The following is a 20,769-nucleotide window of genomic DNA, read 5'->3' on the forward strand; positions in this document are numbered from 1 at the left end:
ATGCGCGCCGGAAGCGCGGCGTCGCGGCGACGCACCGTGTAGCCGAACTCAGTCGTCGCGGCGGGCGCGCAGCCGTTCCAGCACACCCTCGAGCGATTCGAGGTCGCTGTAGTGGATGACCAGCCGCCCCTTGTTGCCGCGACCGTTGAGCACCGACACCTTGGTGCCCAGCGTCTCGGCGAGCTCGCGTTCGAGCGACACGATATCGGCAGCCGGCTTGGCCTTGGCCGCGCGCGGCTTGGCGTTGCCGCCGGCCGGCACCTGCCCGGCCATCAGCTGCTGCACGCGATGCTCGACCTCGCGCACCGACCAGCCCGCTTCGGCCGCCTGGCGTGCGAGCGCGACCGCGGCCTGCGGCGCGAGCGGAAGCAGCGCGCGCGCATGGCCCATCTCGATCGCGCGCGTTTCGACCAGCACGCGGATTTCCGGCGGCAACTCGAGCAGACGCAGCAGGTTCGACACCGCGGCGCGCGAACGGCCGACCGCTTCAGCAGCCTGCGCATGCGTGAGGTCGAATTCGTCGATCAGGCGCTGCAGCGCCTGCGCTTCTTCGAGCGGGTTGAGGTCTTCGCGCTGGATGTTCTCGATCAGCGCCATCGCGACGACGGTGCGGTCGTCGACCTCGCGCACGACCACCGGAATGTCGGCGAGGCCGGCGATCTTCGACGCGCGCCAGCGGCGTTCGCCGGCGATGATCTCGAACGTCTTGCCGCCGTGGTCGCGGATCTCGCGCACCACGATCGGCTGGATCACGCCCTGCGCGCGGATCGACTCGGCGAGTTCGTTGAGCTTCGCCTCGTCCCAGTGCCGGCGCGGCTGGTACTTGCCGGCGACCAGTGCGTCGACCGGCAACTGCCGTAGCGTGTCGCCGGGCTGTGCCTCGACGATCTGCGGCGCCTCGGCGGCGGCCTTGGGACCGAGCAGCGCTTCCAGTCCGCGACCGAGGCCGCGCTTCTTCGCCGAACTCATGCCGCGGCCTCCTTCAACGCCTTCTTCGCCGCAAGGTCGCGCTCGCGCGCACGGCGCACGACCTCACCCGCCAAGCCGAGATACGCCACGCCGCCGCGGCTCGCGCGGTCGTAGCCGACGATCGACTGGCCGTGGCTGGGCGCCTCGGCCAGGCGCACGTTGCGCGGCACGATGGTGCGGAACACCTTGTCGCCGAAATGGGTGATGAGCTCGGCCGACACCGCGTTCGCCAGGTTGTTGCGCACGTCGAACATGGTGCGCAGCACGCCTTCGATCTCGAGGTTCGGATTGAGCCGCTGGCGGATTGCATCGATCGTATCGACCAGCGCGCTGATGCCTTCGAGCGCGTAGTACTCGCACTGCATCGGCACGATCACCGAGTCGGCCGCGGTCAGTGCGTTGAGCGTGAGCAGGCTCAGCGCGGGCGGGCAGTCGACCAGGATGAAGTCGTAGTCGGCGCGCAGCGGTTCCAGCACGCGCTTGAGCTGCAGCTCGCGCTCGCTGCGATCCATCAGCTGGATTTCCGCCGCGGTCAGGTCGATGTTGCCCGGCAGCAGGTCGAAGTCTTCGGCGGTGCGCACGATCGCGCCCTTCGCATCGGATTCGCCCAGCAGCACTTCGGTGATCGACGCCTCGATCTCGCGCTTGTTGACGCCCGATCCCATCGTCGCGTTGCCCTGCGGGTCGAGGTCGACGAGCAGTACCTTTTGCGGTGCACGGGCGAGGCCGGCGGCCAGGTTGACGGCCGTCGTCGTCTTGCCGACGCCGCCCTTCTGGTTGGCGATCGCGATGATGCGGGCCATTCGGCTCGTTCCCCTGCTGGGCTGGAAAGACACGGAGTCGGCGGATCGACGCTGCTCGCGCAGTGTCGGTCGGGGTCCGGTCCGGACCGCATAGTATGCCCGTGAAGACGCATCATCACGGGGCCGGGGTCGCCGTCCTGCGCCGCCCGTCATACTGTTGCCATGCCACCCGATCTGCCCCCCGACCTTCGTCCAATGCTCGAGTCCGGGCTGGCCGAGCTGGGCCTCGACCCGGCCCATGCGCCGCGCCTGCTGGCCTATCTCGCCCTGTTGGTGCGCTGGAATGCCACCTACAACCTCACCGCCATCCGCGACCCGCGCGAGATGGTGACCAAGCACCTGCTCGACTCGCTGGCGATGCATCCGTTCGTCGATCCACTGGTCGCATCGAACGGCGCGCTGGCCGACCTCGGCACCGGCGCCGGCCTGCCGGGCATCCCGCTGGCCATCGTGAAGCCGGGGCTGCGGGTGACGCTGGTCGAGAGCGCGGGCAAGAAGGCGCGTTTCATGCGCCAGGCGATCCGCGAACTGGGCCTGGCCGACGTGCGTGTGGCCGAGTCGCGGATCGAAGCGGTGGACGAGCCCGGCGCCTATGCGGCGATCACCGCACGCGCGCTGGCGACGATCCCGCTGATCCTCGAGCTCGGCGGCGATCTGCTCGCACCCGACGGCGTGCTGCTGGCGATGAAGGGCGTGCACCCAGTCGACGAGCTGGCGCAGCTGCCGGCGGGCTGGGCGCTGCGTGCCAGTCATCCCCTGCGCGTGCCCGGCCTCGACGCCGAACGGCATCTGGTGGTCGTCGGCCGCGCCTGACCGGCGTCAGTCGTTCGCGTCTTCCGTGGTCGATGGCCGCCAGGCGACGGTGCCGACCAGCCCGTCGATCAGCAGCGGCTCGACCCGCCAGCGCGCGACCGCCCCCAGCTCTGAATCGGTCGCGACCAGTCGCGGTGCGGCATCCAGCCGGTCGAAACGCAGGCGGTGGAGGCCGAACGCCAACCCCCGACCCTGCGCCTTGAGCACGGCTTCTTTCGCGCACCACAGCCGCAGGAATGCGGCTTCGCGAGCGTCGGCGGGCAGCGCCCCCAGCGCAGCCGCCTCGTCGGCATGGAAATAGCGGCGCGCGAGTTCCAGTGCGCGCGGTCGCGGCTTCGGCGTCTCGATGTCGATACCGACCCGCACGCCCGCGCCCAGCGCGATCGCCAGCGTCGACCCGCTGTGGCTCCAGTTGCAGTCGAATCCGGGGTACCGCAGCGACGGCCGGCCGTGCGGGCCGCGGTCGAAGGCGGTGTCGTGGAGTGACACGCCGAGTTCGCCTGCGAGCCACTCGCGGGCCAGCGTTTCGGCCGGCACGCCGGCGGGATGCGGCAGGTCGACCACGCGGACGGGGCCGAGGCGGCGGACGTCGGGCAAGCGGGTTCTCGGCTGACCGGGCGGGCCCCGCAGCGTAAAGTACGGCGGGGGAAGCGTCAGGTCGTGCACATGTCGGCGGTCATCGGAACGGAAACGGAGCAGGCACGACGCCTGCTGGCCCTGGTCGTCGGCGCCGCCGCGCGCATCGTCGCCTACGACCGCGGCACGCCCGTGTCCCGCGAACGCTTCGAGCGCCACGTCCGCGCCGCCGCCGCCGCGCTTCCGGCCGCCGGCTACGCGGTGAACCTGTGCGAGGACCGCTACCGCTTCATCGTCGCCCTGTGCGCCGCCGCGCTGCGCGGGCAGGTCACGCTGCTGCCGCCCTCGCGCGCGCCGGCGGTGGTCGACAGCGTGCGCGCCGACCACCCGGATTCGATCTGCATCGGCGACGGCGCGCTCGACCCCGCGCCGCCCGGCTTCTGGCGCCTGCCGGACGAGCTGGGCGAGCTCGACGGCGCACCGCTGGAGATCGATGCCGACGCCACGCTGCTGATCGGGTTCACCTCCGGCAGCACGGGGCAACCGAAACCGAACCCCAAGACGCTCGCCAGTTTCGTCAGCAGCACCGCGCAGAACATCGCGGCGATGCGCGACCTGCTCGCCCACGGCCACGTCACGCCGCTGGTCGCCACCGTGCCGCCGCAGCACATGTACGGCATGGAGACCTCGGTGATGTTGCCGCTGCTCGGCGACATCGCGGTACATGCCGATCGCCCGTTCTTCCCGCAGGACGTCGCGCGTGCCGTCGCCGACTGTCCGCGCGCGCCGCTGCTGGTCACCACGCCCGTGCACCTGCGCGCGCTCGTGCAGGCGCGCGATGACGATGCGTCGTTCGCGATGCCACCGCTCGCCGCGATCGTGTCCGCCACCGCGCCGTTGCCGCGCGATCTCGCGCAGGCTGCGGAAGCCGCGTTCGGTTGCGAAGTGCGCGAGATGTTCGGTTCGACCGAGACCTGCATCCTCGCGCGACGTCGCACCGCGCAGGACGATGCCTGGACGCTGCTGCCCGGTGTCACGCTCGCGCCACAACCCGACGGCACGCTCGTCGACGCGCCGCACCTCCAGGCGCCGGTCGCGCTCGCCGACCTCGTCGAGTTGCTGCCCGACGGACGGTTCCGCCTGCGCGGTCGCAACGCCGATCTTCTCGAGATCGCCGGCAAGCGCGCATCGCTCGGCGACCTCACGCGCAAGCTGCTCGCCGTGCCCGGCGTCGTGGACGGCATCGTCGTGCAGCTCGATGCCGATGCGCACGGCGTGTGCCGCATCGCCGCGCTCGCCGTCGCGCCCACGCTGACGCCCGACGACATCCTGCGCGCACTGCGCCAGCAGATGGATCCGGTGTTCCTGCCGCGCCGCCTTCGTTGCATCGCGTCATTGCCGCGCAACGAAACCGGAAAGTTGCCGCGTTCGCTGGTGCTCGAACTGCTGCGCAGCTGAATATTGCGCGACCTTTCACGCGACGCCCACGCGAACCGCAAAAAACAGCGCATTCGTGCAGTAATTTCATACGCGGCCGTCACAGCCGCCTTCCCAGACTGGCGGCGCCCCCAATCGAAGGGGTGCCGAATTCACCCTCTGACTGGAAAGGAGAAAAACATGGGCTTCATCATCTGGCTGATCGTTGGCGGCATCATTGGTTGGGTCGCGAGCATGATCATGAAGACGGATGCCCAGCAGGGCGCGCTCCTGAACATCATCGTCGGTATCGTCGGTGCGTTCCTGGGCGGCTGGCTCGGCGGCATGCTGCTGGGCAACGCCGGCAGCATCAACAACGGCGACTTCTCGCTCTCCGGCCTGCTGATGTCGCTGCTGGGCGCGGTCGTCCTGCTCGCCATCGTCAACCTGTTCCGTCGTGGCCGCGTGCGCTAATCCGCACAACGCTTCGAAAAGAAAAAGGCCCGGGATTCCCGGGCCTTTTTCGTGGGCGTGGCGTTCCCGTCAGGTCTGCGATGCGAGTTCGACCCACGCGGGTGCGTGGTCGCTCGCGCGTTCCCAAGTGCGGGGCTCGCGATCGATGCCCGCTGCGACGCACTCGCCACGCAATGCCTCCGACACCAGCGTCAGGTCGATGCGCAGGCCGAGGTTGCGGCGGAACGCCGCCTGCCGATAGTCCCACCAGCTGAAGCTGCGATCGTCCGGGTTCAACGCGCGGAACGCGTCGTGCAGGCCGAGCGCATGCAGGCGATCGAGCGCATCGCGTTCCGCGCGCGAGGTCAGGATGTGGTCCTCGTTCCACTGCACGGGGTCGTACACGTCGCGTTCGTCAGGCGCGATGTTGAAGTCGCCGAGCAGCACCAGCCGCGGATGACGTTGCAGTTCGCCTTCGAGCCACGCGTGCAGCGCGTCGAGCCAGCGCAACTTGTACGCGTACTTGTCGCTGCCGACCGACTGCCCGTTGACCACGTAGACGTCGACGATGCGCACGCCGTTCACCGTCGCCGCGAGCACGCGCTTCTGTTCGTCCTCGAAGCCGGGGATGCCCATCTGCACGTCGCTGATGACGCCGCCGCCCGGCGCGTCCATGCGCGCCAGGATCGCCACGCCGTTGTAGGTCTTCTGCCCCGAGAACACGCTGCGATAGCCCAGCGCGGCGATGTCGGTGTCGGGGAAACGCGCGTCCTCGAGCTTGGTTTCCTGCAGCGCGACCACGTCGGGCCGTGCAGCGGCGAGCCACTGTTCGAGGTGCGGCAGGCGCACGTTGAGCGAGTTGACGTTCCAGCTGGCGATCTTCATGGCGGCAGTCTAGCCGCAGCCGCCACGCGGGCTGGCATGATCCGGTTTCGCCACGTCCAGCACGACCGCCATGACGCCCATCGACCTGCGCAGCGACACCGTTACCCGCCCCACGCCCGCGATGCGCGAGGCGATGTGGAACGCGCAGGTCGGCGACGACGTCTACGGCGAGGATCCAACCGTCAATGCGCTGCAGGCGCGCGTCGCCGACGAGCTCGGTTTCGAGGCCGCGCTGTTCACGCCCAGCGGCACGCAGGCCAATCTCGTCGCACTGATGGCGCACTGCGAGCGCGGCGACGAATACATCGTCGGCATGGACGCGCACACCTACAAGTTCGAAGGCGGTGGCGCGGCCGTGCTCGGTTCGATCCAGCCGCAGCCCATCCCGCACGCGGCCGACGGCACGCTGCCGCTCGATGCGGTGGAGCGCGCGATCAAGCCGGTGGACCCGCATTTCGCGCGCACGAAGCTGCTCGCCTTGGAGAACACCTGGCATGGGCGCGTCATGCCGCTTGGTTATCTCGCCGATGCGCGCGCGCTGTGCGATCGACGCGGGCTCACGCTGCATCTCGACGGCGCGCGCCTGTACAACGCGGCGGTGGCATCGAACGTGCCGGCACGCGAGATCGCGAAGCATTTCGACAGCGTGTCGGTCTGCCTGTCGAAGGGTCTCGGCGCGCCGGTCGGTTCCGTGCTGGCCGGCACGCGCGAGCTCATCGAACGTGCCAAGCGCTGGCGCAAGGTCTGTGGCGGTGGCATGCGCCAGGCCGGCATCCTCGCTGCCGGCGCGCTGCATGCGCTCGATCACCACGTGGCGCGCCTCGCCGATGATCATCGTCGCGCTGCGACGCTGGCGAGCGAACTCGCGACTCTGGGCCTGCCCGCGCACGCACACACCAACATGGTGTTCGTCGACATCCCGGTCGGGCGCCAGGCCGCGCTCAAGGCGCACCTCGGCGAGCGCGGCATCGTGATCTCGACCGGCTACCTGCCGACCATCCGCCTCGTCATGCATCTCGATGTCGACGACGACGGCGTGGCGCGCACGATCGACGCGTTCCGCGGTTTCGCCTGAGCCTCAGCGTGCGAGCCAGCGGATCACGCCGTCCAGCCGCGCGTAGGGTGGACGCAGCAGGTCGGTGACGGCGAAGCGTCGCTGCTCGAATACGGGCAACAGCTTGCTGAAAGTATCGAAGCCGGCGCGGCCGTGGATCGCGCCCATGCCACTCGGGCCGATGCCGCCGAACGGAAGGTCCTGCGCGCCGAAATGCAGCAACGTGTCGTTGACGGTGACGCCGCCCGCAAGCGTGCCTTCGACCAGGCGCTGCACCGTCTCGCGCGAACCGCTGAACGGATACATCGCCAGCGGTCGTTCCAGCGACGCGACGCGTGCGATCGCATCGTCGAGCGTGTCGTAGGAGACGACGGGCAGGATGGGGCCGAAGATTTCCTCCTGCATCACGCGCAGCGACGAGGGGGGATCGAGTACGAGCGTGGGCGGCAACAGGCGCGTCGACGCATCGCCCTCGCCGAACGGCGCGATGACGGTCGCACCCGCCGCGCGCGCTTCATCGACGTAGCCGCGAAGCCGTGCGAACTGCGCGTCGCTGATGATGCGTGTGTAATCGGCGGAGGCCGGGAGATCGCCGTAGCGCGCGTGCAGCTGCGCGACGACGGCGGCGACGAACGTGTCGCGACGCGTTCGATCGATCAACGCGTAGTCGACGCCGATGCAGGTCTGGCCGGCGTTGAACCATTTGCCGGTCGCGATGCGCGACGCGGCGAGGTCGACGTCGAAATCCGCCGCGACGATCGCCGGCGCCTTGCCGCCGAGCTCGAGCGTGACGGGCGTGAGGTTGGGCGCGGCGGCGGTCATCACCTTGCGTCCCACCGCGGTCGAGCCGGTGAACAGCAGGTGGTCGAACGGTAGCGACGCGAATGCGGCGCCGATCTCCGCACCGCCGAGCGCGGTGGCGACACGGTCGTCCGGAAACACCGCGGCGAGCAGGTCCCGCAACCACTCACTCGTGCGTGGCGTATGTTCCGACGGCTTGAGATGGACGTGGTTGCCCGCGGCGATCGCGCTTACCAGCGGCACCAGCGCGAGGTTCACCGGGTAATTCCAGGGCGCGATGATGCCGACCACGCCCACCGCCATCGGCCGCACCTTCGCGCGCGCCGGCCACAACCGCCAACCGACCGCCGCACGCCGCGGCCGCGTCCACCGCGAGAGGTGCGCGAGCGCGTGGTCGATCTCCGCGATCACGACCAGCGTTTCGGCGATCAGGTTCTCGTGCGTCGAGCGATGGCCGAAGTCGGCCTGGATCGCCGCGTCCATCGTCGACTGTCGCGCGCGGAATTCCGCACGGAGCCGACGCAGGTCGTCGCGCCGCTGTGCGACGCCCGGCTTGTTCGCACGCCATGCGGCGAGCAGGCGTGCATGCGTGGCCGCGAGTTCGGGATTCAGCGTGTTCATGCGCAGCGGGCCGGCATCGAAAGATCACAGCCTACAATCGCGGCATGGCGATCCGACCCTATCTCGACCATCTTCCGACCCTCGGCGCGCGCTGCTACGTCGACGAGGCGGCCACCGTCATCGGCGACGTCGTGCTCGGCGAGGACGTGTCCGTGTGGCCGGGTACGGTGATCCGCGGCGACGTCAACTTCATCCGCATCGGCGACCGCACCAACGTGCAGGACGGCACGGTGATCCACGTCAGCCACGACGGCCCGCACGCCAAGCTCGGCGGATTCGCCACGCGCATCGGCAGCGACGTCACCATCGGCCACAAGGCCATCGTGCATGCCTGCACCATCGAAGACGCGGTGCTGATCGGCATGGGCGCGATCGTGCTCGACGGCGCGGTGATCAAGAAACACGGCTTCGTCGGTGCCGGCGCGGTGGTGCCGCCCGGAAAGGTCGTCGGCGAGCGCGAGCTGTGGCTCGGCAATCCCGCGAAGATGGTGCGCGTGCTCAGCGACGCCGAAGTCGAGGCGTTGTACTACTCGGCGCAGCACTACGTGCGGCTCAAGGATCGCTATCTCGGCGCTGGCTGAGGCGCGGCGCGGACGGTAGAGTTTCCCTCGGGGATACAGGGGACATCGATGACGCAGGACAACGGGGGCGGCCGCGAATGGCGGCCGTACGAGATCGCCACGCCGATCGTGCGCGAGGGTGCCGCTGCGTCGCCGCCGCCGCTACCGCCGGGCCTGGAACGATCGCCTTACGCCGCGCCGCATGCCGCCGTCGTCGCGTACGCATCGGCGCGCGCGACGAACCACGCGGCGTTGGCCAGTCTCGGCAAGCGGCTTGGTGCGGCGCTGATCGACATCGGCCTGTGGGTGCTCCCGTTGCTGCTCGTCCTCAAGGCCGCGATGCATGTTTACCGGATGACCGAGCTGGGCCAGCCCGCGTCGTCCGCGGCGTCGATGTCGAGCTTCGCGTTCGCCGGGTTCCTGTGGCTCGGCCTCGCGATCTGGAACATCGTCTGGATGGCGCAGCACGCGCAGACGGTGGGCAAGCGCTTCGTCGGCATCCGCGTGGTGCGCAGCGACGGCTCGCCGGTCGGTTTCTGGCGCTTGCTGCTGTTGCGCGGCGTCGCGATGAACCTGCTGTGCAATCTTGCGGGTCGCGCGGTTCCCGCGGCATCGACCGTGCTGTGGCTGGTCGATGTGCTCTTCATCTTCGGTGAAGAACGTCGTTGTCTGCACGACCGCATCGCCGACACCATCGTCGTCGACGCCTGACCGCAGCACCGCCCACGCGCATGCTCCTCGACACCCACCACGACGTGGTGACGCCCGAAGGCGTCGCCTTGCATCTGCCCGTCGCCGGGCCGGTGCCGCGCGCGCTCGCGTGGGCGATCGACGTAGCGATCCGGATGGCCGTGCTGTTCGCGCTATCGATCGTGCTCGGCCTTCTTGGCGGCGCCGGCGCGGGTGCGATGGCGGTGGTCGCCTTCCTGCTGTACTGGTTCTATCCCGTGTTCTGCGAGGTGCTGTTGGACGGCCGTTCGCCCGGCAAGCGCGCGCTCGGCCTGCGCGTGATCGCGGCGGACGGCGCGCCGATCGGCTGGCGTGCGTCGTTCGCGCGCAACCTGCTGCGCGTGGTCGACATGCTGCCGTTCGGCTACGCGTTCGGGCTGGTCGCCTGCCTTGCAGATCCCGCCGCGCGACGCCTGGGCGACATGGTCGCCGGCACGCTCGTCGTGCACCTGTTGCCTGAAACCCACGGCGATGCCGCGCCGGTGATCGCGCCACATCCGCCGCGCGTGCCGTTGCAGCCGCTCGAGCAGGCGGCGATCGTCGACTTCGCGGAACGCGCGCCGTTGCTGACGGCCGCGCGCCGCGACGAACTCGCCGACATCGCCGCGCCGCTCGTCAATGCGCGCGGTAGTCGCGCCGCCGACGCGCTGTACGCGATCGCCGCGTGGCTGCTGGGGCGTCGCGCATGAAGCAGGACGCATTCGTCGACCGCCACCGCGCCGAATGGGACGCGCTCGAGCACTGGCTCGACACGCGCGGCGAAAGCGCGCGCCGCGCGCGCACCCGGCACGATGCCAACACCATTGCCGACAGTGAAATTCCGGCCCGCTACCGGCGCCTGACGCAGCAACTCGCACTCGCATCGCGTCGCGGCTACAGCGCGCAGGTCACCGCGCGCCTGCAGTCGCTGATGCAGCGCGGCCACGCGGTGCTCTATCGCACGCCGGCGCCGCGCTGGCACCGCGTCGCGGCGTTCTTCATCGGCGGATTTCCGCGGCTGGTGCGCGCCGAGTGGCGCTGCATGCTGGCCGCCGCGGTGATGCTGTACGTGCCGATGGCGCTGGTGTTCGCCGCGATCCAGCTTGATCCGGACCTGTCGTCGGCGCTGTTCTCGCCCGAGCAGCTCGCGCAGTGGGAGTCGATGTACGACCCCGCCGATGCCGCGCACAAACTGGGCCGCGACAGCGGTACGGACGTCGCGATGTTCGGCTTCTACATTTTCAACAACGTCTCGATCGCGTTCAAAACCTTCGCGAGTGGCGCGCTCGCGGCGGTCGGTTCGATCTTCGTGCTGCTGTCGAACGGCCTCGTCATCGGCGGCGTCGCCGGCCACCTGCAGGCGGTGGGTCGTGGCGATCCGTTCTGGCGCTTTGTCTGCGGCCACTCCGCGTTCGAGCTGACCGCCGTGGTGATCGCCGGCGGCGCGGGCTTGCAGATCGGGCTGCGCGTGCTCGCGCCGGGGCAACGTCGTCGCATCGACGCGCTGGTCGAGGCCGGAAAACGCGGCGCGCTACTCAGCGCGGGCGTGCTGGCGATGCTGGTGATCGCGGCGTTCCTCGAAGCGTTCTGGTCGTCGATCGGCTGGATCCCGGCGACGGTGAAGTATTCGGTGGCCGCGGTGCTGTGGTCGCTGGTCGGGCTATGGCTGTGGCGCGGCGGCCGACGCTACCTGCCCGGTGAAATCGACGGCCCGTCCGCATGAGGATCGACGATCTCACCGTCGCGCTGCGCCCGCGGTCGTCGTGGGAAGCGATCGAACTGGGCACCGCGCTGGTGCGCCGTCATGCGCGCGCGATCTGGCGCCCGTGGCTGGTGTGCGCCGTGCCCGCGTTCGGCATCGTCAACCTCGCGGCGTTCGCGATCGGCAAGCCGGTGCTCGCGATGGTCGTCATGTGGTGGCTCAAGCCGCTGTTCGATCGCGTGCCGCTGTTCGTGCTTTCCCGCGCGGTGTTCGGTGAGGTGCCCGGCACCCGCGCGACCTTGCGCGGCGCGTTCCGCGGCGGCGCACGCGCGATGTTCGGTTACCTCACGTGGCGACGCCTGAGCCCGGCGCGCGCACTGCTGATGCCGGTCGACGTGCTGGAAGGCGGGCCGGCGTCGCAGGCGGGCGCGCGTCGCCGCGTGCTGGCCGGTCCGGCCTACGGCGTCGCGTCGTTGTGCCTGCTGGTGTTCGTGAACTTCGAAGCGGCGCTGCTGGTCGGCTTCGCGATGCTGGCGTTTCTTTTCGTGCCGAACGACTACGTGCAGACGGTGCTGCAGCATCTGTGGGACCACCTGCGCGACGCGCCGGCGTGGCTGGTGCTGGTCGAGAACACACTGGCGTGGACGGCGACCTGCATCCTCGAACCGTTCTACGTCGGCAGCGGTTTCGGCCAGTACCTCAACCGGCGCACCGAGATCGAAGGCTGGGACATCGAGATCGCGTTCCGTCGCCTGCGCGCCCGCGTTCTCGCGGCGGGCAGCGTGTTGGTGCTCGTCGGCTGTGCGCTGCTCGCGCCGCGGCCGTCGTTCGCAGCCGAAGCGTCGATGGCGCAGTGCCCGTTGCCGGTGCACGACACCGGTGCATTGAAGCGGGTGTTCGGCGCGGACTATCGCGATGCCGCGCATTTCGAATCCGCGGTCGATCGCGCCTTCCAGGATCCGCGCCTGCATCCGCAGCGCAAGGTGTCGACGTGGAAGCTGAAGCATCCGACCAAACCCGACAACGTGCCGCGGGCGCTACCGGGTTGGCTGATCGCGATCGGCAAGGCCATCGCGGCGGCCGGCGAGGGGCTGATGTGGGCGCTCGCTGCCGCGCTGGTGCTGGTGCTCGCGTGGCTGCTGTATCGCTGGTGGCCCTCGCTGCGCGCGATCGCCACCGAGTCGCGCGGCTTGCCCGCGCCGGCGGTCGACAGCGCGGTCGTCGAAGCCGAGCCCCTGCCGCACGACATCGTCGCCAGCGTGCGTCGCCTGTGGCTGGCCGGGCACGCGCGCGATGCGCTGGCGTTGCTCTATCGCGCCGCGGTCGAGGCGATGCTCGCGGCCACCGCGCGCGTGCTGCCGCCGGGCGCCACCGAGGCGCAATGCCTGCGCGCATCGCAGGCGTTGCCGGAATCGCCGCGCCGCGCATTCGCACGCGTGGTGCGCCTGTGGCAGTACGCCGCATGGGCCGAGCGCCTGCCGTCGCAGGATGAATTCGATGCCGCGCTCGGCGACGCCGCGCAGCAGTTCGGGTGGCGCGCATGAAGCGCTTGCACCTGCTGTTGATCGTGCTGGGCGCGGGCGTGATCGCCGGCGTCGTCGCGTGGTGGCTGCATACGTATGAGCGCGTCGACCAGTGGGTCGACCTGCCGCGCACCGGCGAGGCGGCGAGCAATCCGCTGTTCGGCCTGCGCGTCGCGCTGGAGAAGGACGGCCGGCGCGTCACGTCGTCCCGCCAGCTCGCGCCCGCGGCGATGCATCTCACCGCGAACGACACGGTGCTGTATGACGGCGACCCGCGCAGCCTGTCTGCATCGACCCGCGCGTCGGTGCTCGACTGGGTGCGTCGCGGCGGCCATCTCATCGTCGCGTTGCCGGCGCCGGACGCCGCGTTCGACGCGTTCACCGGTGGCGTGCGCAACCGCGACAGCACCGCGCACATCGGCGTTCCCCTGCTCGACGACATCGGTGTCCGCGTGCGACGCGGTGCCGGCGGATGCGTGGATACCGCGGCCGGCGATGCGATCCCGTACGCGCTGTGCCGCACGCGCCGTTTCGATTCCCCCGCGGGCACGCTGCAGCGCCTAGGTGACGGTGACGGCGACGTGCTGGCGCGCGTGCGCGTCGGCGCCGGCAGCGTCGATGTCATCGGCTCGCTCGAATTCCTCACCACCGATCGCCTGCAGTCGCGCGCGAACGCAGCCTTCGCGCATCAGCTGATCGCCGGCGGCAATGCGCGCGGCGTGGTGCATCTCGTGCACAGCAGCGACATCCCGTCGTTGTGGATGACGCTGGTGCGCCGGGGCTGGCCGGTCTGGCTGCCGCTGACGCTGTTGCTGACCGGCTGGCTGTGGGCGCGGATGCGCCGTTTCGGGCCGCTCCTGCCATCGCCCGCGCTCGAGCGTCGTTCGCTGCTCGAGCACGTTGCTGCCAGTGGCGAACACGACTGGCGCTACGGGCAGGCGGACGTGCTGTACGCCGCGCTGCTCGACGCCTTCCAGGCCCGCCTGCGCCGCCGTGATCCGCAGGCCGCCGCGCTGCAGGGCCACGTGCAGGCGGTGCGCCTCGTCGAACGCACCGGCGTGCCCGAAGCGCAGATCGTCGACGCCCTCACACCTCCCGATCCGCGCGATGCGAAAGCACTCGTCGCGCGGATCGCCACCCTTGTCCGCATGAGAAACCGGCTATGACCGACACCGCTTCCACACCGCTCACCGGCGACGCGCTCGCCGAGGCCGCCACGCGCCTGCGCGATGCGGTGTCCGGCGCCTTCATCGGCCAACCCGAGGTGCTCGAACAGATCCTCGTCGCACTGCTCGCAGGCAGCCACGTGCTGATCGAAGGCGTGCCCGGCCTCGGCAAGACGCTGCTGGTGCGCGCGCTCGCGCAGGCGCTCGACTGCCAGCACGCGCGCGTGCAGTTCACGCCCGACCTGATGCCCAGCGACATCAGCGGCCACGCGGTGTGGGACCCGAAGACGGAAACGTTCTCGATCCGCCGCGGGCCGGTATTCACCAACCTGCTGCTGGCCGACGAGATCAATCGCGCACCGGCGAAGACGCAGGCCGCGCTGCTCGAAGCCATGGCCGAGCGCCAGGTCACGATCGAGGGCCAGAGCTTCGAACTGCCGCCGCCGTTCATGGCGTTGGCCACGCAGAACCCGCTGGAACACGAAGGCACGTATCCGCTGCCCGAAGCGCAACTCGACCGCTTCCTGCTCAAGGTGCTGATCGGTTACCCGTCGCGCGCGGACGAAGTGCGCATGGTCGCCGATGTCAGCCGCGGTGCGGCGAGCACCTTCGACCTGTCCAGCGTGCCGCGCGTGCTGGGTCCGGACGACATCGTCGCGATGCAGAACGCGACCGCGCAGCTGCACGTCGACGACGCGATCATCGACTACGCGGTGCGCATCGCGGCGAGCACGCGCGACTGGGCCGGCATCGCGCTGGGCGCAGGTCCGCGCGGCTCGATCGCGCTGGTGCGCTGTGCGCGTGCGCAGGCGGTGCTCGCCGGCCGCGACTTCGTGACCCCGGATGACGTGCGAGAGATCGCGTTGCCCGCGCTGCGCCATCGCATCGGCCTGTCGCCCGAACTGCAGCTGGAAGGCCAGTCGACCGACACCGTGCTCAAGGCGCTGCTCGCACGCGTGGAAGCGCCGCGCCAGTGAGCGAAGCGCGCGCCCGCTGGCCGCGTCCGGCCGCGCCGCTGCTCGTGCTGCTCGCGGGATGGGCGGTGGTCGGCGTCGCCTTTCTGCTGTCGCTGGTCGACCGCACGGCGTGGATGTGGACGGGCGTGGCGATCGGGCTGCTCGTCGCAGTCGACGCGCTGCGCCTGATGCTGCTGCGCGCGCCGAACGTGCGCCGGCAGATGCCGGAGACGTGGCCGGTCGGCAGCGAAACCCCGGTGACGCTGGTGTTCGACGAGGTCGCGTCGCGCCACCTGCGCGCCGATGTGTTCGACCTGCATCCGGGCGGCTGGGGCGTGCGCGACCTGCCGCGTCGCGTCGACGTCAAGCGGGGTGTCGAGACGCAGTTCGCCTACCGGCTGACGCCGAACGTCCGCGGCGACTTCGCGTTCGACGGCGTGCAACTCCGGCTCCATTCGCCGTGGCGGTTGCTGCGTCGCGACGTCATCGCCGGTGCCGCGCAGCACGTGCGCGTGTTCCCGAACTTCGCGCCGCTCGCGCGCTTCGCGATGTTCAGCGCCGACCAGGCGTCGCGGCTCGTCGGTGCGCATCTCAAGCGGCGTCGCGGCGAAGGCACCGACTTCCACCAGATGCGCGAATACCGCGTCGGCGATTCGATGCGGCAGATCGACTGGAAGGCCACCGCGCGCACGCGCCGGCTGATCTCGCGCGAATACCAGGACGAGCGCAACCAGCAGGTCGTGCTGATGCTCGATACCGGTCGCCGCCTGCTCGCGCGCGACGATGCGATGAGCCATTTCGACCACGTGCTCGATGCAGCGCTCGTGGTCGCATGGCTGGCGTTGCGGCAGGGCGACGCGGTCGGCCTGCTGGCCAGTGGCGGCGATGCCGCATGGGTGCCGCCACAACGCGGCGCGACCGCGATCGACCGCCTGCTGCGCGCGACCTATGCGCTGCAGCCGCGGCCGGTCGCCACCGATTTCCTCGCCGCCGCCACCGAGATCGCGCTGCGCCAGCGTCGACGCTCGCTAGTGATGATGGTCACCAACCTGCGCGACGAGGACATGGACGACGTGCTCGCCGCGGTGCAACTGCTGCGTCGTCGTCATCTCGTGTGTATCGCCAGCCTGCGCGAAGCCGCACTCGACCAGGCGCTGGCGGCCGAGGTGACCGACCTGCAGGGCGCGCTCACCGCAGGCGCCACCGCGCAGTACCTCGCGCGCCGCACCGAAGCGCACGACGCGCTGCGCAGCCACGGCGTGCTGGTGCTCGACGTCACCTGCGAGCAGTTGCCTGCGGCGCTGGTCGAGAAATATCTGGCGGTGAAGCGGGACGGGTTGTTGTAGCCGCGCAGCGCACGGGCGGTCGATGTCGAGGGTGTCTTGAACGCCGCTGCGCGCGGCCCGCATACGCGAAACGGAGCCGGTATCCGCGAGGCTCGCCGGGCATCGCTCGCACGTAAACGCGGATGCGCTGTACTTGCGTGCGCCAGGCAGTCAGGAACGTCACATCGCGCGCGGCCGTACCGCGCGTCGACCCCTTACGCGACGCGCGGTGCGTTCTCGGCGACGTCGTCGAACAGCGCGTTCTCGGTCTCGCGCACCAGGCCCTGCGCATAGATCGCCCAGGCGAGGTAGGCGCGGATGCGCTGGAAATAGCGGTGGCCGAACGGCTCGCGCGCGCGGACGCGGCGTTCGCAGCGGCGCTTCTGCTCTTCCAGGTATTCGCGGATGCGGATCAGCTTCTCTCGGGCGCGCGGGACCGACAGCCCGTCGAGCGCGAAGAACGGCAGCGTCTCGTAATGCGGATGGCGCGACAGCGGCGACTTGTTCCAGTTCACCGCGGCGATCGCCGCGAGCTGGCCGGGCGTGCCGCACTGGCCGCAACTGCAGGTCACCTGCCAGCGCTCGCCGTTGAACTCCAGCGATGGCGCCGCGTTGCATGCCGCGCAGGCGTTGATCCAGCGGGCCGCGTCCAACGGATCGTCCGTACCGAAATCGAGCCAGGTCGGATCGATGTCGATCACGCGGTCCTGGGGGTTTACGGCGCGGAGATGTTCGGGGCGGACGGACATGCATTTCCTCGGGGCGGCACGGTGGCGGCCGGTGGATCGGCCGGGGTCCCCTGTTGGCGCGCCGCCCACATGGAGCGACGGGCGCGCATTGTCGCCCCCGTCATGTGAACGGCACGCGCGGACAATGGCACGATGCGTCGCATGCCGGGCTCGTCCGGTGCTTCGAACCGTCATCGCGGAGATTACGATGCGCCGACCTGCGACCGTCGTCACGCTGCTGCTCGCGGGTGTCGCCGCGTGGCTCGTGGCGCGCGAACCCGCCTCACGCGATCCATCGACGCCGCCGCCTGCGCCCGATGCGGGCGTGGCGCCGCCGGGCGATGCATCGATCCTCGCCGCGGCGCGCGCGCATGCGTCCGTCGCGGAAGTCGAAGGCCGCGGCCGCGTGGTGCGCGTGCTGGCCGACGACCGTGAAGGCAGCCCGCACCAGCGTTTCGTGCTCGCCCTCGACGACGGCAGCACCGTGCTGGTCGCGCACAACATCGCGCTGTCCCCGCGCCTGGACGGCCTCGCGGCCGGCGACGACGTCGGTTTCCGCGGCGAGTACGTGTGGAACCCGAAAGGCGGCACCCTGCACTGGACGCACCATGACCCGCACGGCACGCACCCGGCCGGCTGGTTGCGCTGGCGCGGCCGCACCTACGACTGAGGCGACGTCACCGCTTCCAGTTGCGCCAGCATGCGCAGCGCGTCGTCACGGTCGGCACCGCACATGGACGGCGAAGGTCGCAGCGACGCACACACCGCCGGACGCCGCGGGTCGCCGAACAGCCGGCATCGCAACTGATCGTCCAGCTGCACGCACGGCACGCCGGCCGGCTTGCCGTGCGGCATGCCCGGAATCGGCGAGCTGATCGACGGCGCGATGCAGCAGGCCGCGCAACCGGCGCGACAGGCGAGCGCGCTCATCGCAGGTCGCGGCCGTCGCGCAAGGCGGCGTAGACGGGCGCGGTGTCGGGCATCACGCCATGCCAGAGGCGGAAGCTCTCGGCGGCCTGTTCGACCAGCATGCCGAGGCCGTCGATGCGCGCACCGGCACCGCGTTGCGCGGCCGCGTCGAGAAACGCGCGGGCGGCGTCGCCGTAACCGAGGTCGACTGCTGTCCAGTCGGCCGCCAGCACGCGCGGCAACGGCCACTCGATCGCCGCGTCGCTGCGGGCCGCGGATGTCGTGTTGATGACGATGTCGATGGCGTTCTCGTTGCCGACGTCGTCCCACGCACGCAGATTCACGCGCGGGTCGTCGAGTCGGCTGCCGAGTGCGGCGAGGCGATCGTCCGATCGATTGGTGATGACGAGTGCTGCGAGCCCCGCATCCAGCAACGCCGGCGCGACACCCCCCGCCGCACCGCCCGCGCCGATCAGCAGTGCCCGAGCGCCGTCGAGCATGACGCGGTGACGCTCGCGCAGGTCGCGCACCAAGCCGATGCCGTCGGTGTTGTCGCCGTGCCAGCGCGCGCCGCCGTCGACATCCTCGAGCCGCACCAGCGTGTTCACCGCGGCCGCGCGTTCGGCGCGTGCACTGCGCGTCGCGCACAACGTGGCGGCCGCGCCCTTGTGCGGCAATGTCACGTTTGCGCCGCGGCCACCGTCGACGGCGAAGCGATGCAAGGCCGCTCCGAAGTCATCCGGGCCCGCATCGATGCGCGCGTAGTCGAGCTCGATCCCGCACTGCGCCGCGAACGCCGCATGGATGTACGGCGAACGCGAATGCGCGACGGGGTGGCCGAACACGGCGAATCGGTTACGGTGCATCGGTCCTCGCTGCCGGATTCCACGCGTGCGCACCGTACACCACCGTTCCCGCGGCGTCGCCGCTGCCGTCGCCGCGCTTCTCGTCGCGATGCCCTGCACCGCGTTCGCGCCCTGGGGCATGGAAGGCGTCGGCGTGGTGTCCACGCGCGACAGCGAGGTCCGCGCGACGATCAGCCCCGACGGCACGATGATCGTCTGGGGCAGCCCCGACCGCGTCGGCGGGCCTGGCGGTTGGGATCTGTGGCGCGCAGCGCGCATCGACGGTCGCTGGCAGCAGCCGCGTCCGCTCGAGCTCGATACGCCGGCCAAAGAGTTCGACCCGATGTTCGGCGCCGATGGCCGCTGGCTGTACTTCTTCTCGAATCGCGACGGCGGCCAGGGCGGCGACGACATTTACCGCGCGCCGGTCGCTGCCGACGGTTCCATAGGGGCCGCGCAGAACCTCGGCCCCGGCGTGAACACCCGCGGCGACGAATGGGCGCCGACGCCGAATCGCGATGGCACGCGCCTTCTGTTCGCGAGCGACGGCGTTGCGGGCGCACGTCGCCACGACCTGTTCGTCGCAACGTGGAACGGCACCGCCTTCGTCGACGCGAAGCCGGTGCCCGGCATCAACAGCGATGCCGACGAGTTCGATGCGATGTGGATCGGCGACGGCGACGCGCTGCTGTTCGCGCGTTCGGACGACGTCACGTCGAAACCGATCCGCCTGTACACCGCGACCTGCCATGCGAAAACATACGGCGACATCGCGCCGCTCGCGCTCGCGTTCAATACCGAAGCGGCGTGGACGCTTGGCCCATCGATCGACTGGAACAAGCCGAACGAGATGCTGGTGAGCGGCGCGGCGCCGTCACCGAAGGCCGGCAAGCTCGACATCTACCGCATCCTGGTGCCGGCGCTGAAGGGCGACGGCACCTGCAGTGGTCAGGCGTCTTCGCGCAACCAGCGCGCCGCGTCCAGGGCGTAGTACGTCAGTACGCCGTCGGCGCCTGCGCGCTTGATCGAGGTCAGCGCTTCCAGCGCGACCTTGCGCTCGTCGAGCCAGCCGTTGAGCGACGCCGCCTTGAGCATCGCGTACTCGCCACTGACCTGGTAGACGAAGGTCGGCGCGCCGAATTCGTCCTTCACCCGGCGCACGATGTCGAGGTAGGGCAGGCCCGGCTTGATCATCACCATGTCGGCGCCTTCGGCGAGGTCGAGCGACACCTCGCGCAGCGCTTCGTCGGAATTGGCCGGGTCCATCTGGTAGGTGCACTTGTCGGCCTTGCCGAGCGCTGCCGCGCTGCCGACGGCATCGCGGAACGGGCCGTAGAACGCGCTGGCGTACTTCGCGCTGTAGGCGAGGATGCGCGTGTGGATGTGGTCGTCCATCTCCAGCGCGGCGCGGATCTCGCCGATGCGGCCGTCCATCATGTCGCTGGGCGCGACGATGTCGGCGCCGGCGCGCGCATGGCTCAGCGCCTGCTTGACCAGCGCGTCGACCGTTTCGTCGTTGAGCACGTAGCCGTTCTCGTCGATCAGCCCGTCCTGACCGTGCGAGGTGTACGGATCCAGTGCGACGTCGGTCACCACGCCGAGGTGCGGAAAGCGCGACTTCAGCGCGAACACCGCGCGCTGCACCAGCCCTTCGTCATCCCATGCGGCGGCGGCGTCGAGCGACTTCGCCTCCGGCGCGGTGACCGGAAACAACGCGATCGCCGGGACGCGCAGCTCCGCCGCCTGCTCGGCCACGCGCAGCAGTTCGTCGACCGACAGCCGCTCGATGCCGGGCATCGACGCGATCGGCGCGCGGCCGGCGAGTTCGTGGACGAAGACGGGGTAGATCAGGTCGCTGGCGGTCAGCACCGTCTCGCGCATCAACCGGCGCGAGAACTCGTCGCGGCGCATCCGCCGCGGTCGCACGTAGGGGTAGCTCATGGCGCGAAAGTTTAC

General features: G+C 70.2%; 23 protein-coding genes. 14 read left to right on the plus strand and 9 right to left on the minus strand.

Annotation, left to right across the window (positions count from 1 at the left end):
- Nucleotides 1-48: 48 nt before the first annotated feature.
- Together ACKTTN_RS04055 and ACKTTN_RS04060 are read right to left on the minus strand one after the other, a co-directional pair.
- Nucleotides 49-969, minus strand: coding sequence for a ParB/RepB/Spo0J family partition protein (locus ACKTTN_RS04055; RefSeq protein WP_407908589.1), 921 nt, complete (start codon nucleotides 967-969; stop codon nucleotides 49-51).
- Nucleotides 966-1,772: a ParA family protein gene (locus ACKTTN_RS04060; RefSeq protein WP_407908590.1), complete on the minus strand. Its 807-nt coding sequence runs from the start codon at nucleotides 1,770-1,772 to the stop codon at nucleotides 966-968. Before ACKTTN_RS04060 ends, ACKTTN_RS04055 begins: the two co-directional genes overlap by 4 nt.
- Before the next feature lie 162 nt (nucleotides 1,773-1,934).
- On the opposite strand from ACKTTN_RS04060, the gene rsmG reads away from it, so the two are divergent.
- Nucleotides 1,935-2,585 carry a 16S rRNA (guanine(527)-N(7))-methyltransferase RsmG gene (rsmG, locus tag ACKTTN_RS04065; RefSeq protein ID WP_407908591.1) on the plus strand — a complete coding sequence of 217 codons (651 nt, stop codon included), beginning with the start codon at nucleotides 1,935-1,937 and terminating at the stop codon, nucleotides 2,583-2,585.
- Nucleotides 2,586-2,591: 6 nt separating this feature from the next.
- Here the strand turns inward: rsmG and ACKTTN_RS04070 are convergent, their stop codons facing one another.
- The gene (locus tag ACKTTN_RS04070; protein ID WP_407908592.1) at nucleotides 2,592-3,182 is read right to left on the minus strand and encodes a 4'-phosphopantetheinyl transferase family protein; all 591 of its coding nucleotides are present in this window, start codon (nucleotides 3,180-3,182) and stop codon (nucleotides 2,592-2,594) included.
- Between the two features lie 69 nt (nucleotides 3,183-3,251).
- Between ACKTTN_RS04070 and ACKTTN_RS04075 the strand changes: the two genes are divergently transcribed.
- Entirely contained in the window at nucleotides 3,252-4,619 is a 1,368-nt protein-coding gene (locus ACKTTN_RS04075; RefSeq protein ID WP_407908593.1) for an AMP-binding protein, read from the plus strand.
- A gap of 159 nt (nucleotides 4,620-4,778) precedes the next feature.
- Nucleotides 4,779-5,051 carry a GlsB/YeaQ/YmgE family stress response membrane protein gene (locus ACKTTN_RS04080; RefSeq protein WP_027082319.1) on the plus strand — a complete coding sequence of 91 codons (273 nt, stop codon included), beginning with the start codon at nucleotides 4,779-4,781 and terminating at the stop codon, nucleotides 5,049-5,051.
- Nucleotides 5,052-5,120: 69 nt separating this feature from the next.
- Here the strand turns inward: ACKTTN_RS04080 and xth are convergent, their stop codons facing one another.
- Nucleotides 5,121-5,915: an exodeoxyribonuclease III gene (gene xth / locus ACKTTN_RS04085; RefSeq protein WP_407908594.1), complete on the minus strand. Its 795-nt coding sequence runs from the start codon at nucleotides 5,913-5,915 to the stop codon at nucleotides 5,121-5,123.
- 70 nt (nucleotides 5,916-5,985) lie between these two features.
- Between xth and ltaE the strand changes: the two genes are divergently transcribed.
- Complete coding sequence (gene ltaE, locus ACKTTN_RS04090) at nucleotides 5,986-6,990, plus strand: low-specificity L-threonine aldolase (protein ID WP_407908595.1); 1,005 nt, start codon at nucleotides 5,986-5,988, stop codon at nucleotides 6,988-6,990.
- Nucleotides 6,991-6,993: 3 nt separating this feature from the next.
- Here ltaE and ACKTTN_RS04095 read toward each other — a convergent pair whose 3' ends face one another.
- A complete protein-coding gene (locus ACKTTN_RS04095) occupies nucleotides 6,994-8,391 on the minus strand; it encodes a coniferyl aldehyde dehydrogenase (RefSeq protein WP_407908596.1) in 1,398 nt (465 codons plus the stop codon).
- Between the two features lie 44 nt (nucleotides 8,392-8,435).
- Between ACKTTN_RS04095 and ACKTTN_RS04100 the strand changes: the two genes are divergently transcribed.
- From ACKTTN_RS04100 to ACKTTN_RS04135, 8 genes are read left to right on the plus strand one after another with little or no spacing between them, the layout of a single operon-like run.
- Entirely contained in the window at nucleotides 8,436-8,972 is a 537-nt protein-coding gene (locus tag ACKTTN_RS04100) for a gamma carbonic anhydrase family protein (RefSeq protein ID WP_407908597.1), read from the plus strand.
- 48 nt (nucleotides 8,973-9,020) lie between these two features.
- The gene (locus tag ACKTTN_RS04105) at nucleotides 9,021-9,662 is read left to right on the plus strand and encodes an RDD family protein (protein WP_407908598.1); all 642 of its coding nucleotides are present in this window, start codon (nucleotides 9,021-9,023) and stop codon (nucleotides 9,660-9,662) included.
- 20 nt (nucleotides 9,663-9,682) lie between these two features.
- Entirely contained in the window at nucleotides 9,683-10,369 is a 687-nt protein-coding gene (locus tag ACKTTN_RS04110; RefSeq protein WP_407908599.1) for an RDD family protein, read from the plus strand.
- Nucleotides 10,366-11,382, plus strand: a complete 1,017-nt coding sequence (locus ACKTTN_RS04115) for a stage II sporulation protein M (RefSeq protein WP_407908600.1) — start codon at nucleotides 10,366-10,368, stop codon at nucleotides 11,380-11,382. Before ACKTTN_RS04110 ends, ACKTTN_RS04115 begins: the two co-directional genes overlap by 4 nt.
- A complete protein-coding gene (locus ACKTTN_RS04120; RefSeq protein WP_407908601.1) occupies nucleotides 11,379-12,905 on the plus strand; it encodes a DUF4129 domain-containing protein in 1,527 nt (508 codons plus the stop codon). Before ACKTTN_RS04115 ends, ACKTTN_RS04120 begins: the two co-directional genes overlap by 4 nt.
- Nucleotides 12,902-14,050, plus strand: coding sequence for a DUF4350 domain-containing protein (locus ACKTTN_RS04125; RefSeq protein ID WP_407908602.1), 1,149 nt, complete (start codon nucleotides 12,902-12,904; stop codon nucleotides 14,048-14,050). The genes ACKTTN_RS04120 and ACKTTN_RS04125 overlap by 4 nt, the downstream gene beginning before the upstream one ends.
- On the plus strand, nucleotides 14,047-15,027 hold the full coding sequence (locus tag ACKTTN_RS04130; protein ID WP_407908603.1) for an AAA family ATPase: 981 nt from the start codon (nucleotides 14,047-14,049) through the stop codon (nucleotides 15,025-15,027). Before ACKTTN_RS04125 ends, ACKTTN_RS04130 begins: the two co-directional genes overlap by 4 nt.
- On the plus strand, nucleotides 15,024-16,352 hold the full coding sequence (locus ACKTTN_RS04135; protein WP_407908604.1) for a DUF58 domain-containing protein: 1,329 nt from the start codon (nucleotides 15,024-15,026) through the stop codon (nucleotides 16,350-16,352). The genes ACKTTN_RS04130 and ACKTTN_RS04135 overlap by 4 nt, the downstream gene beginning before the upstream one ends.
- A 194-nt stretch (nucleotides 16,353-16,546) precedes the next feature.
- Here the strand turns inward: ACKTTN_RS04135 and ACKTTN_RS04140 are convergent, their stop codons facing one another.
- Nucleotides 16,547-17,080 (minus strand): hypothetical protein, encoded by a 534-nt coding sequence (locus ACKTTN_RS04140; protein ID WP_407908605.1) that lies wholly within the window; start codon nucleotides 17,078-17,080, stop codon nucleotides 16,547-16,549.
- Between the two features lie 187 nt (nucleotides 17,081-17,267).
- Here ACKTTN_RS04140 and ACKTTN_RS04145 point away from each other — a divergent pair, with 187 nt between their 5' ends.
- Entirely contained in the window at nucleotides 17,268-17,729 is a 462-nt protein-coding gene (locus ACKTTN_RS04145) for a DUF3465 domain-containing protein (RefSeq protein WP_407908606.1), read from the plus strand.
- On the opposite strand, the gene ACKTTN_RS04150 is transcribed toward ACKTTN_RS04145, so the two are convergent.
- Both ACKTTN_RS04150 and aroE read right to left on the minus strand, forming a co-directional pair.
- Nucleotides 17,720-17,989 carry a YkgJ family cysteine cluster protein gene (locus ACKTTN_RS04150; RefSeq protein ID WP_407908607.1) on the minus strand — a complete coding sequence of 90 codons (270 nt, stop codon included), beginning with the start codon at nucleotides 17,987-17,989 and terminating at the stop codon, nucleotides 17,720-17,722. The two genes, ACKTTN_RS04145 and ACKTTN_RS04150, sit on opposite strands and share 10 nt — an antisense overlap.
- Nucleotides 17,986-18,834, minus strand: a complete 849-nt coding sequence (gene aroE / locus ACKTTN_RS04155; protein ID WP_407908608.1) for a shikimate dehydrogenase — start codon at nucleotides 18,832-18,834, stop codon at nucleotides 17,986-17,988. The genes ACKTTN_RS04150 and aroE overlap by 4 nt, the downstream gene beginning before the upstream one ends.
- 88 nt (nucleotides 18,835-18,922) lie before the next feature.
- Here aroE and ACKTTN_RS04160 point away from each other — a divergent pair, with 88 nt between their 5' ends.
- A complete protein-coding gene (locus tag ACKTTN_RS04160; RefSeq protein ID WP_407908708.1) occupies nucleotides 18,923-19,804 on the plus strand; it encodes a TolB family protein in 882 nt (293 codons plus the stop codon).
- Here the strand turns inward: ACKTTN_RS04160 and hemB are convergent.
- Nucleotides 19,762-20,754 (minus strand): porphobilinogen synthase, encoded by a 993-nt coding sequence (gene hemB, locus ACKTTN_RS04165; RefSeq protein ID WP_407908609.1) that lies wholly within the window; start codon nucleotides 20,752-20,754, stop codon nucleotides 19,762-19,764. The two genes, ACKTTN_RS04160 and hemB, sit on opposite strands and share 43 nt — an antisense overlap.
- Nucleotides 20,755-20,769 lie beyond the last annotated feature (15 nt).

The sequence above is a fragment of the Lysobacter claricitrinus genome (assembly GCF_045866565.1).
Classification (GTDB): Bacteria; Pseudomonadota; Gammaproteobacteria; order Xanthomonadales; family Xanthomonadaceae; genus Cognatilysobacter; species Cognatilysobacter claricitrinus.

Bases quoted from the DNA above. Each gene is read 5' to 3' on its own strand.
- ACKTTN_RS04055 (WP_407908589.1), bottom strand. From the start codon at position 969: ATGAGTTCGGCGAAGAAGCGCGGCCTCGGTCGCGGACTGGAAGCGCTG.
- ACKTTN_RS04060 (WP_407908590.1), bottom strand. From the start codon at position 1,772: ATGGCCCGCATCATCGCGATCGCCAACCAGAAGGGCGGCGTCGGCAAG.
- rsmG (WP_407908591.1), top strand. From the start codon at position 1,935: ATGCCACCCGATCTGCCCCCCGACCTTCGTCCAATGCTCGAGTCCGGG.
- ACKTTN_RS04075 (WP_407908593.1), top strand. From the start codon at position 3,252: ATGTCGGCGGTCATCGGAACGGAAACGGAGCAGGCACGACGCCTGCTG.
- ACKTTN_RS04080 (WP_027082319.1), top strand. From the start codon at position 4,779: ATGGGCTTCATCATCTGGCTGATCGTTGGCGGCATCATTGGTTGGGTC.
- xth (WP_407908594.1), bottom strand. From the start codon at position 5,915: ATGAAGATCGCCAGCTGGAACGTCAACTCGCTCAACGTGCGCCTGCCG.
- ltaE (WP_407908595.1), top strand. From the start codon at position 5,986: ATGACGCCCATCGACCTGCGCAGCGACACCGTTACCCGCCCCACGCCC.
- ACKTTN_RS04095 (WP_407908596.1), bottom strand. From the start codon at position 8,391: ATGAACACGCTGAATCCCGAACTCGCGGCCACGCATGCACGCCTGCTC.
- ACKTTN_RS04100 (WP_407908597.1), top strand. From the start codon at position 8,436: ATGGCGATCCGACCCTATCTCGACCATCTTCCGACCCTCGGCGCGCGC.
- ACKTTN_RS04105 (WP_407908598.1), top strand. From the start codon at position 9,021: ATGACGCAGGACAACGGGGGCGGCCGCGAATGGCGGCCGTACGAGATC.
- ACKTTN_RS04110 (WP_407908599.1), top strand. From the start codon at position 9,683: ATGCTCCTCGACACCCACCACGACGTGGTGACGCCCGAAGGCGTCGCC.
- ACKTTN_RS04115 (WP_407908600.1), top strand. From the start codon at position 10,366: ATGAAGCAGGACGCATTCGTCGACCGCCACCGCGCCGAATGGGACGCG.
- ACKTTN_RS04120 (WP_407908601.1), top strand. From the start codon at position 11,379: ATGAGGATCGACGATCTCACCGTCGCGCTGCGCCCGCGGTCGTCGTGG.
- ACKTTN_RS04125 (WP_407908602.1), top strand. From the start codon at position 12,902: ATGAAGCGCTTGCACCTGCTGTTGATCGTGCTGGGCGCGGGCGTGATC.
- ACKTTN_RS04130 (WP_407908603.1), top strand. From the start codon at position 14,047: ATGACCGACACCGCTTCCACACCGCTCACCGGCGACGCGCTCGCCGAG.
- ACKTTN_RS04140 (WP_407908605.1), bottom strand. From the start codon at position 17,080: ATGTCCGTCCGCCCCGAACATCTCCGCGCCGTAAACCCCCAGGACCGC.
- ACKTTN_RS04145 (WP_407908606.1), top strand. From the start codon at position 17,268: ATGCGCCGACCTGCGACCGTCGTCACGCTGCTGCTCGCGGGTGTCGCC.
- ACKTTN_RS04150 (WP_407908607.1), bottom strand. From the start codon at position 17,989: ATGAGCGCGCTCGCCTGTCGCGCCGGTTGCGCGGCCTGCTGCATCGCG.
- aroE (WP_407908608.1), bottom strand. From the start codon at position 18,834: ATGCACCGTAACCGATTCGCCGTGTTCGGCCACCCCGTCGCGCATTCG.
- ACKTTN_RS04160 (WP_407908708.1), top strand. From the start codon at position 18,923: ATGCCCTGCACCGCGTTCGCGCCCTGGGGCATGGAAGGCGTCGGCGTG.
- hemB (WP_407908609.1), bottom strand. From the start codon at position 20,754: ATGAGCTACCCCTACGTGCGACCGCGGCGGATGCGCCGCGACGAGTTC.